The sequence below is a fragment of the Helicobacter winghamensis ATCC BAA-430 genome (assembly GCF_028751035.1).
Lineage (GTDB): Bacteria > Campylobacterota > Campylobacteria > Campylobacterales > Helicobacteraceae > Helicobacter_D > Helicobacter_D winghamensis.
Genome location: NZ_CP063533.1, coordinates 1,656,307 through 1,663,654, shown reverse-complemented (window position 1 = coordinate 1,663,654; position 7,348 = coordinate 1,656,307). Strand labels below are relative to the sequence as shown.

Sequence of the window (7,348 nt, the reverse complement as noted above, 5' to 3'; positions counted from 1 at the left end):
AGGACTCTCCAAAGTTATTCACAGAGTGTGAAAATGATGTGAATAAGTTGTGAAATTTTAGCAAATTTTTTTATTTAATCTATAAAAACAAATAACTTTAGTAGAATCCCAAAGTTATTTTTACATTTAAGGTAGTGATGAATATTTTAGGAATTGACCCGGGGAGTAGGAATTGTGGCTATGCGATTATAAAGCTAGAAAATGGTGCAATTTCCTTAATTGAAGCGGGATTAATTAAGATTAAAGAGAGAATTTTACAAGATCAGATTGTAGAATTTGTAGAAGGAATTGATTTAGTGTTAAAACAGCATAAAATTGATAGTGTTGCGATTGAAGATATGTTTTATGCGTATAATCCTAAAACTGTGATTAAGCTTGCACAATTTAGGGGGGCTTTAAGTCTTAAAATTTTACAAGAATTAGGAAATTTTGCAGAATACACACCTTTACAAGTTAAAAAAGCACTCACAGGTAATGGAAAAGCGGCAAAAGAACAGGTTGCTTTTATGGTAAAAAGACTTTTAGGGATTAAGGGGGAGATTAAACCTTTAGATATTACCGATGCTATTGCTATTGCTATTACGCATGTGCAACGACTAAAACTTCAAAAAGGACAACAATGCAAATAGAATTATTATCTTATACAGAATTAAACATTTGCTCTCACGCAATAAGGACTTGTTGGCAGAGTTTTGAAAAGGGCGATAATGGCGGAGAGAAGGATAAGGAACTTATTGATAGAGTGGGAAATAAATTTAAACACGCTTCCACGCTTGAACATTTACATTATACTTTTTATATCCAAGGGATTAGTAGGGCTTGTTTGCAAGAGTTAGCAAGGCATAGAATGGCATCTTTAAGCGTGAAATCTAGTCGCTATACTCTTAAAGAACTTAAAGAGATGGAATCTTTTTTGCCACTTTGTAGTGAAAATTATAAAAGAGCGGAGCAATTTTTAGTTTTTACAGAAAATCAAGCAGTTAATGAAGCATCTATTTACGCACTAGAAAATTTAAGAAAATTGCTTGTTACAAATATTAGTAATGATTTAGCAAAATTTGCAATGCCAGAATCTTATAAAACAGAGCTTACTTGGAGTATTAATGCAAGAAGTTTGCAAAATTTTTTAGCATTGCGTCTTTCAAAGGCTGCTTTATGGGAGATTAGAGAGTTAGCGTTAAATGTTTTTAATGCGCTTCCTAAGGAGCATCAATTTATTTTTGATGGGATTTTAAAAGAAGAAGATGCTTGAATTTTTAAACCTTCTTAATAATGGGATTCCGCTGGATTTCAAGCTTGCAGAATCCTTTTTGAATCTTTTAGAATCTTTGCGTGTTTTTGATGTGCTAGAAGTGCGTAAAAATCGTTATGTTTTAAAAAGAAAATTTTGTATAGGTAAAGTGGAGCTTACAAAAGAAGGATATGGGTTTGTGATTCCCTTGCCAAAGGGAAATGGGAGAGATTGGCTTGTGGAAAAACATTTGCTAAAAGGCGCACAAAAGGGTGATATTGTGCTTTCAAAAATGCTTAATAAATCGCACAATACACGCATTTATGCAAAAGTAATTGAAATCCTAGAGACAAAACAAAGCAGCGTATTATGCTATTTAGAAAAATACAAATTAGATTGTATGGCAATCTCTATTCCAAATGAGATTCCTTATAAAATTAAAGCTACACAAAAATCCTTAAAAACACTTCCGCCAAATACGCTTTTAAAACTTAATCCAAAAAATGGTGAGATTTTAGAGATTTTAGGGGCATTAAGTGATCCACAAATTGATGAAACAATCGCTCTAAGTTTGTATGATAGGCAAGAATCTTTTAGTTTGCAAGCAGAGTTAGAAGCAGAGAGTTTTAAGCCTGTGCGTTTAAAGGATTTTAAAGAAAGGGCAGATTGCACACATTTGCCATTTTGTGCGATTGATCCTGTGGGGGCAAAGGATCACGATGATGCAATTTTTTATGATGAAGAAAATTCTACGCTTTATATTGCCATTGCAGATGTAAGTTATTATGTTAAAAAAGATTCTGCCCTTGATTTAGAAGCAAAAATGCGTGGTTTTAGCGTGTATTTTCCGCATAAATCTATTCCTATGTTACCAAGGACTTTAAGTGAGAATCTTTGCTCGCTAAGTGCAGGAGAATTGCGTTTAGCAATGGTGTGGAAAATCCGCTTGCATAAATGCACAAAAGCGGTGCTAAATAGTGAGCTTTTTGAAGCAATTATAAAAGTGTCTCAAAAACTCACTTATGAAGAAGTGGATTTATTGTTGGAATCTAAAAAAAGCAAAACAATCAAAACAAATTTAAAATCAATGCTATTTGCTCTTAATGATTTAGCGCAAAAATTGCGTCAAAAACGGCTGAAAAATGGATTTGACTTTTTAGGTGATAAGAGTGTAATGGAGCTTGATAAAAATTTAGAATTAAAAGATTTAAAATTACAATCCCAAACGCTAAGTCATCAATTAGTTGAAGAATGTATGCTTTTAGCAAATATCCAAAGCGCGCTTTTGCAAAGCAAACAAAGCACACCAAGCACACAAAGAGATGAGCGGTTAAAATTAGGAATTTATCGTGTGCATAATGCACCAAAGTTGGAGAGTATCCAAGATTTATTTACAGAATTTCGCTTGCTTGGAATCTATCATAAAAAAAAGATTCCAAAATACACTAAAGATTTTCACAAAGAAATTTTAGAAATCCAAGCTTTAACAAAGCATTCTAATATGGCAGCAGAAGTGGATAAACTTATCATTCGCTCAATGCAGCAAGCAACTTATGCAAGCCATAATATCGGGCATTTTGGGTTAGGATTTGAAAGTTATAGCCATTTTACTTCGCCTATTCGCCGTTATAGCGATTTGCTTTTACATAGAATTTTAAAAGACAAAATTCAATTTAATCCAAACTCCTTAGAATCTCTACCGCAAATTTGTGAGGATTTAAGCCAAAAAGAAAGAGAAGTGGCAAAGATAGAATTAGATTTTAAAGATCGTAAATTTGCGCGCTATTTAAATAAAAAAATTGGACAAGCCTATGTAGGTGTAATCATAAATGATAAAAGTCCAGAATTAGTTGCCCTAACAACTCCCCCTTTACAAGGCGCGCGTGTTGTGTGTTTGAAGGGTGTAGGTGTGAAATACCAAAAAGTGCGTGTGCAAATTCTTGATGTTAATCTTGCTACAGCAAAGGTGTATGGCAGAATTTTAGAATGTTTTAATGAAGGATTTGGAATCCAAAGTGAGCAAATCTCTAAATATCTTTTTACAAAAACGCTTGCAAAGGCGCAAAATGCACAGAATAGAGCAAAGTTTAATGCAAAGAAAATACAAAAAAATCTTAAAAAATCTAAAAGTTTTAAACATTCAAAATACAAGCCACGCCATAAAGGAAAATAATGTATAAAAAAGAATTAGATACAAAACTTGCTCAAAAAACACAAATTCGTGCGATTTTTCTTTATGGAGCAGATACATTTTTAATTGGACATTATGGGGAAAAAATCGCAAAAATTGCGCTTGATAGGGGTTGTGAAAAAAACAGCTTTTATTTTGGAGAATTTGATTTTCAAAACGCGCTAAATTGCTTTTCACAAGGTTCACTTTTTGGAGATGAAGCACTTGTTTGGATAAAAGTAGAAAAAAAGATTCCAAAAAAACAGCTTGATACTTTGCTAGAAACTTTGCTTAAAAATGGCAGTGGAGTATTGATTTTAGAGTTTTATCAAGCAGAGAATAAAACAAACGCAGAGTATATGGCAGATGCTAAGGCTATGGTGGGAAGTTTTGGTGGGAGTTTAGCAAAACAGGGCGTGTTTGAAGTGCGTTTTTTTGCGCCTAATTTTTACGAAGCAATGCCAATTTTACAAGAATATGCAAGAGAATTACAGATTAAGATTCCAGATTTTTTGCTCCACAAAATTTTTGAGCAGCAAAATTTAGATTTAGGTTTAAGTATCTCTGAACTTAGAAAATATGGAATCTTTACGCAAGAAATCACCGCAGAAATGGTAGATAGCTTGGGTTATGGATTAGGTAGTGTTGAGGTAGATGAAATTTTAGAGTTATTGCTTCTTAAAAAGCCTTATTTTGCAAAGCTTTCACAATTTCTGGAACAGGGTTTTGATGAAAATCAACTAGTAAGAGCAGTGCAGAAGTATTTTTTTACCCTTTTTTTGCTTACAAGTCATATTCGTTTAAAAGGTGATTCTAATCTTGCAGATGCATTAGGCTATAATCCTCCAAAGGCGATTTTAGAGAGAAAGAAATCTTTTGCCACAGCCATTAGAGAAGCGCAATATGAGTCTATATTTTTGATTTTAAACACTTGGAGAGAGGAATTATTTAAAGGAATGAATCGTGGCAATGGATTTTTAAGTGCCTTAATAAAAATACAAGCAGTTTTAAGATAGAATTTACCCCTTTACATTTTGTAAAAATTGTAAAAAACCTATAAAATCCTTGCTCTTTTTTGTTAGGATAAAGGGCAAAATCCATAAGGAGAATATATGCGTTTTTATGAAACAATGTTTGTGGTTAAACCCACTTTGACACAAGAAGAAATCACGCAAAAGATTGATTTTTACAAAGCCGCAATTCTTAATAATGGTGGTGAAATTAGCGCGACTTTAGATATGGGGATGCGCAATCTTGCTTATGAAATTAAGAAAAATAAGCGTGGATATTATTTTGTAATTTATTTTAAAGCAGAGCCAAAGCTTGTTTTAGAATTAGAGCGTTTGTATCGCATTAATGAAGAAATTTTGCGCTTTATTGTGATTAAATATGAAAGCAAGAAAGAGCAAAAAGCGTGGGAAACATTAGTTGATCGTGCGATTAATAATAAAAAATCAACACCACTAAAAGAAGTAGAGGATAAGCCACAAGACGCTTAAGTCTAAAGAAGGAATTGGATGTTTAATAAAGTCATTTTAGTTGGAAATTTAACGCGTGATGTAGAGTTGCGCTATTTACCAAATGGAAGTGCATTAGCAAAGCTAGGACTTGCTACAAATCGTCGTTATAAAAAACAAGATGGTTCACAAGGCGAGGAAGTGTGTTTTGTTGATGTGAATCTTTTTGGGCGCACAGCTGAGGTGGCAAATCAGTATTTAAAACGAGGCTCTCAAATCTTAATTGAGGGGCGTTTGGTGCTAGAGAGTTGGACAGATAATAATGGTCAAAAGCGAAGTAAGCATAGCATTACTGCTGAAAGTATGCAAATGCTAGGTTCAAGGGGAGAAGGTGGAATCCAAAATGGCGGATATAACCCAAATAGTGACTATCAAGGAGGTTATGATCAAGAGAGCTTTAGTGGTAACTATGGCAGTTATAATGCAAATAATGGCAATCGCCAAAGTGGTTATAATAACCATCAATCAAATTACCAAAAGTCAGAAGCTCAAAAGCCTGCGCAAGAAGAGATTCCAGTGATTGATATTAATGATGATGAAATACCATTTTAAAGGAACATTATGGCAGAGAAAAAAAGATATTCTAAAAGATATTGTCGCTACACAGAGGCAAAAATTGAATTTATTGACTACAAAGATGTAGAAATGTTAAAACACTCACTTTCAGAGCGTTATAAGATTATGCCACGTCGCTTAACAGGGAATTCTAAAAAGTGGCAAGAGCGCGTGGAAGTTGCGATTAAACGCGCAAGACAAATGGCTCTTATTCCATATATTGTAGATCGCAAAAGAGTTGTTGAAAATCCTTTTAAAATCTAAAAATAGTCTTTTATTCTTATTTCCCCCCTTTTTTGGGGAGTTTTAATTTATGCTCAGTAATTCTGCTAGATTAATCAAATTTTAAAAATTTTAAACATTTTTTCTTTATAATACGAAGTTTATTTTGGTGTTCAAGGAAGGTGGAATATGTCGGCATTTATGATAATCTCAACATTGATTGCTGTCGCAGTTGTGGCATATTATATTCTAAAAAAATATAATCCCATTTTTGTTTTTTTATTCTCTGGAATGCTAATTCTTATTTTTGCATTTTATTTTACAGGCGTTCCTATACCAAAAGCTCCCGTTAGAGAGAGTGCAAGTTTTTTAGATGTATTGCTTGATAGCTTTGCTTTTATTACAGCAACTTTTAAAACACAACTTGCTGGAGTGGGGTTAATTATTATGAGTGTAGCAGGTTTTGCGGCTTATATGAAGCACATTAACGCTTCAGCAAAACTAGCTTTTTTGGCAAATAAGCCTCTTGGAAAGATTAAAAATAAATATTTAATCCTAAGTGGAACTTTTGTTGTAGGTATGGCGTTAAAAATAGTTATTTCAAGTTATGCAGGATTACTTTTGCTGCTACTTGCTTGTATTTATCCTGTGTTAATCGCGCTTAAAATTCGTCCTATCACAGCTGTTTGTGTGCTATCTTTAATTGCACTAGATTATGGACCAAAAGATGGAAATTCTATTAATATGGCGGATATGGTAGGACAAAAAGACAATGTTGTGGGGCTTTTTTTGAATTATCAAATTTGGAGCGTTGTTGCTTATGTGGCAGTGATTGCAGTTTTGATTCCACTTTATTTTGCGTGGGTGGATAGAAGAGATAAGGCTAAAGGTGTGCTTTGTGAAGAAGTAGAAGCACCAGAGATTATAGATCCAAAATGCCCTACACTTTATATTTTATTCCCTTGGTTGCCTGTAGTGTTTTTGTTTATAGCTTATTTTTTGGGTATAAAACTTGATGTGGTAACGGCAAACTTTGTGAGTATCGCCCTTGTATTCATTGTGGAGTTTGCGCGCCATAGAGATGGCAAGAAGCTAGGTGAAGATATGGTGGTAATCTTAAAGGCTATGGCGGAGATTTTTGTAAGCGTTGTTAGCATTATCATTGCCGCTTCTGTGTTTGCAGAAGGGATTAAGTCCCTTGGTGGGGTTGGAATCCTAGCAAATGCGGTGAGTGCTTTAGGTGGAGAGAGTGCAAGTATTGCTGTGTTTGTAAGTATTACTTTACTTAGCTTCCTAGTGTATGGATTTGCGGTGATTATGGGAAGTGGAATCGCTGCATTTAATGCTTTTGGACGATTGGCACCTGATATTGCGACAAGACTTGGAGTTGCGCCAATTACTTTAGTATTGCCTATTGAAATTGCTTCGTGTTTAGGAAGAGCGGCTTCGCCTATTGCTGGGGGGATTTTGGCGCTTGCTGGATTTGCAAAGGTATCCCCTGTGGAAATTATTAAGCGCACAACGCCACTTTTGCTCATTGCAATGGTGGTAAATATCCTAGTTGCTTTCTATCTTGCTAAGACAAATCCGCTTCCACCACAAGTAGAGTCTAGCGTAAAAGTGGAGCAACAAGCTCAACAAAGAGATTCTTAG

At 34.3% G+C, this 7,348-nt stretch carries 8 protein-coding genes; all 8 read left to right on the top strand.

Going from position 1 to position 7,348, the window contains the following annotated elements; all coding sequences use genetic code 11:
* Positions 1-137: 137 nt before the first annotated feature.
* The 8 genes from ruvC (at position 138) to dcuC (ending at position 7,348) form a co-directional block, all read left to right on the top strand.
* Complete coding sequence (gene ruvC / locus IP358_RS08505; protein ID WP_006802318.1) at positions 138-629, top strand: crossover junction endodeoxyribonuclease RuvC; 492 nt, start codon at positions 138-140, stop codon at positions 627-629.
* Entirely contained in the window at positions 620-1,252 is a 633-nt protein-coding gene (gene thyX / locus IP358_RS08500) for an FAD-dependent thymidylate synthase (protein WP_006802319.1), read from the top strand. Before ruvC ends, thyX begins: the two co-directional genes overlap by 10 nt.
* Positions 1,245-3,404: an RNB domain-containing ribonuclease gene (locus IP358_RS08495; RefSeq protein WP_006802320.1), complete on the top strand. Its 2,160-nt coding sequence runs from the start codon at positions 1,245-1,247 to the stop codon at positions 3,402-3,404. Before thyX ends, IP358_RS08495 begins: the two co-directional genes overlap by 8 nt.
* On the top strand, positions 3,404-4,417 hold the full coding sequence (holA, locus tag IP358_RS08490) for a DNA polymerase III subunit delta (RefSeq protein ID WP_006802321.1): 1,014 nt from the start codon (positions 3,404-3,406) through the stop codon (positions 4,415-4,417). Before IP358_RS08495 ends, holA begins: the two co-directional genes overlap by 1 nt.
* A 96-nt stretch (positions 4,418-4,513) precedes the next feature.
* On the top strand, positions 4,514-4,900 hold the full coding sequence (gene rpsF, locus IP358_RS08485; protein WP_006802322.1) for a 30S ribosomal protein S6: 387 nt from the start codon (positions 4,514-4,516) through the stop codon (positions 4,898-4,900).
* 18 nt (positions 4,901-4,918) lie between these two features.
* Positions 4,919-5,470 (top strand): single-stranded DNA-binding protein, encoded by a 552-nt coding sequence (locus IP358_RS08480; protein WP_006802323.1) that lies wholly within the window; start codon positions 4,919-4,921, stop codon positions 5,468-5,470.
* 9 nt (positions 5,471-5,479) lie between these two features.
* Positions 5,480-5,737 carry a 30S ribosomal protein S18 gene (gene rpsR / locus IP358_RS08475; protein ID WP_006802324.1) on the top strand — a complete coding sequence of 86 codons (258 nt, stop codon included), beginning with the start codon at positions 5,480-5,482 and terminating at the stop codon, positions 5,735-5,737.
* 147 nt (positions 5,738-5,884) lie between these two features.
* Positions 5,885-7,348 carry a C4-dicarboxylate transporter DcuC gene (gene dcuC / locus IP358_RS08470; RefSeq protein ID WP_006802325.1) on the top strand — a complete coding sequence of 488 codons (1,464 nt, stop codon included), beginning with the start codon at positions 5,885-5,887 and terminating at the stop codon, positions 7,346-7,348.

Coding starts and splice junctions, on each gene's coding strand:
- thyX (WP_006802319.1), top strand. CDS start 620: ATGCAAATAGAATTATTATCTTATACAGAATTAAACATTTGCTCTCAC.
- ruvC (WP_006802318.1), top strand. CDS start 138: ATGAATATTTTAGGAATTGACCCGGGGAGTAGGAATTGTGGCTATGCG.
- holA (WP_006802321.1), top strand. CDS start 3,404: ATGTATAAAAAAGAATTAGATACAAAACTTGCTCAAAAAACACAAATT.
- rpsF (WP_006802322.1), top strand. CDS start 4,514: ATGCGTTTTTATGAAACAATGTTTGTGGTTAAACCCACTTTGACACAA.
- IP358_RS08495 (WP_006802320.1), top strand. CDS start 1,245: ATGCTTGAATTTTTAAACCTTCTTAATAATGGGATTCCGCTGGATTTC.
- rpsR (WP_006802324.1), top strand. CDS start 5,480: ATGGCAGAGAAAAAAAGATATTCTAAAAGATATTGTCGCTACACAGAG.
- dcuC (WP_006802325.1), top strand. CDS start 5,885: ATGTCGGCATTTATGATAATCTCAACATTGATTGCTGTCGCAGTTGTG.
- IP358_RS08480 (WP_006802323.1), top strand. CDS start 4,919: ATGTTTAATAAAGTCATTTTAGTTGGAAATTTAACGCGTGATGTAGAG.